The organism is Cyanobacteriota bacterium (assembly GCA_025054735.1).
Lineage (GTDB): Bacteria > Cyanobacteriota > Cyanobacteriia > SKYG9 > SKYG9 > SKYG9.
The window spans coordinates 1-2,320 of the sequence record JANWZG010000520.1 but is presented as its reverse complement, the minus strand read 5'-3'; the positions used below and the strand labels follow the sequence as shown (position 1 = coordinate 2,320).

General features: G+C 48.1%; 3 protein-coding genes. 1 reads left to right on the top strand and 2 read right to left on the bottom strand.

Translation table 11 applies throughout. The features are described from left to right. Together NZ772_17660 and NZ772_17655 are read right to left on the bottom strand one after the other, a co-directional pair. On the bottom strand, positions 1-337 hold a 337-nt coding region (locus tag NZ772_17660), incomplete at its 3' end, for a hypothetical protein (GenBank protein MCS6815383.1). Between the two features lie 221 nt (positions 338-558). Further along, positions 559-1,023 (bottom strand): PPC domain-containing protein, encoded by a 465-nt coding sequence (locus NZ772_17655; protein MCS6815382.1) that lies wholly within the window; start codon positions 1,021-1,023, stop codon positions 559-561. 62 nt (positions 1,024-1,085) lie between these two features. Here NZ772_17655 and NZ772_17650 point away from each other — a divergent pair. Then, positions 1,086-2,320: ABC transporter ATP-binding protein (locus NZ772_17650; GenBank protein MCS6815381.1), on the top strand; the 1,235-nt coding region annotated here is incomplete at its 3' end.

Sequence of the window (2,320 nt, the reverse complement as noted above, 5' to 3'; positions counted from 1 at the left end):
CTTCGCGACGCAGCTTAGCTATCCCCTCATCTTGCTTTTGCGTAATGGTGCTCTTGATACCAGCTAGTTCCGCATGAGTAGGTAAAGAACTGATTTGTTGGCGCAGTGAATTAATTTCAGCCGAAACTTGCTGGTCAATTTTAGAAACTGTTGAAGTGAAATTTTGTTCAGTTGCTTGCTCAAAACGGCGACGATTAACTAGGTTTAGTAGCAACAAAAATGATAGAGGTGCGGCGGCGTAGAATGCCTGTTGGGAGACAACTGAGGCCACTGAGCCTACGCCCGTGCCAAGTAACAAGACATTTTCACCCAGTTCCCAAAAGTTGCGGTTTTTCACAGTTCGCTACCCGTTAGTTACCATTTCGGCATCGTGCGAGTGTGCACCCGATGTTGATGCCTGAATAATTGTTTCTTCAGGGTCAAAGTAGGTGCGTCAGGATATCGGGCTAGAAAGGTCTGATGATTGGGAATAGCTATGGCGATGGGGCGTACTATATAAGTAGTAGCTGTGACTTCGTAATTGATCTTCAATGATTAATGGCTTACACAGGCGATGATTCACACAGGCTTGAGACGAGTTACCTTTAGCTTGAAGGCACCACCTGTAGTTTCTCCAAAGGCTCTCACGCGCACAATGTAGTTACCGGCTTTGGTGATTCGGGTAAATAATAGTGAGTTGGTGCTACCGTCAGGGCCGTCATCATTTTCTGCGACAGTTGTACCGTTGGTGTCCATTAAGATCACGATCGTGTCAAACTCTTCGGAAATTACATCAATAACAACTTGGTCGCCAGCAGCTAACGACACAATGTAATCACGGGCAAAACCACCTTCGCCTGTAGGAATGTCCTGAGACGTAAGGCGATCGCTAATTTGGGTACCTGCTTGTAGAAGAATCGGATTGTAAATCTTGCTTTGGGCAAAGCTTGGCTTGGAGATAGTGCCTGCATAAACAATGGCAGCAAGTGAAGCGACTAGAGACAGTAAGATGGAACGAGGCTTGAGAGAGATAGAGTTAATCATGGGGTGACAAATGTCAACAACAGACAAGAACTTCACCCAGAATACTCAATAAACTAAAAATCATGCCAACAGATTCATACAACTGGCGACTGGATATGCCCCTGCTACATCTGGAAAATTTGCGCGTATCGTATCCTCAGTTGAACGATCGTTCCCTAACGTGGGCTGTAGACAATGTGAGTTTGTCGTTGGCGGCGGGTGAACGACTGGGATTAGTGGGCGAATCTGGCTCAGGCAAATCTACTGTTGGACGGGCCATCATGCGGTTGTTGCCCACTGGCAGTCGAGTAGAGGGAGATATTTGCTTTGATGGTAAGTCTGTTTTGGCGCTGTCCCCAACAGAACTGCGAGCATACCGTGGTGAAGTAGTGGGCTTAGTGTTTCAGGATCCGATGACTCGGTTGAACCCTGTGATGTCAATCGGAGAGCATTGCATTGAAATGGTACGAGCGCATGAACCTCATCTCTCTCGCCATCAAGCCAAACAGCGGGCAGTGTCTACCCTGGAGGCTGTGAAAATTCCTAAAAGTCGCTGGCATCAATATCCCCATGAATTCAGTGGTGGCATGAGACAGCGAGTGGCCATTGCCTTAGCGTTACTGCTAAATCCTCGTGTGGTTATTGCCGATGAGCCAACAACTAGCCTAGATGTAACTGTTTCAGCACAAATCTTGCAGGAGTTAACCCGCCTTTGTCATGAACGACAAATGGCTCTGCTGCTGATTTCTCATGACTTGGCGATGATTGCCGACTATTGCGATCGCATAGCGGTGATGACCGAGGGCAAACTAGTAGAAACAGGCACTACACAAACGGTTTTCACCCAGCCTCAGCACGACTATACTCGCCAATTGCTACGATCGGCATTGCATCTCCACAATGCTGACATGTCCAGCTTCTCAGCCACGGTAGCCACTGCCCAGTCATCAAAGCCACATGTGACTGCTGAGTCGTCCTCTCCTAAGCCGCTATTGCGGTTGACCAACCTCCATCAACACTTCACGTTGGAGATAAATCCGCTTGAACGTCTACTATCTCGTCAAGATACAACCATTCGAGCAGTGGATGGTATCAGCCTAGACCTCTACGCAGGTGAAACATTAGGGCTAGTGGGCGAGTCAGGATGCGGAAAGAGCACGCTATGCCGAACAATTCTGCATCTACTGCGACCAACAGCAGGCACAGTCGAATTTTTAGGACAGAACCTCACAAGGCTGTCGCGTCGTCAGCTTCAGCGCCAGCGCCGTCACCTACAAATGGTGTTTCAGGATCCTCGTGCTTGTCTAAATCCAATAAT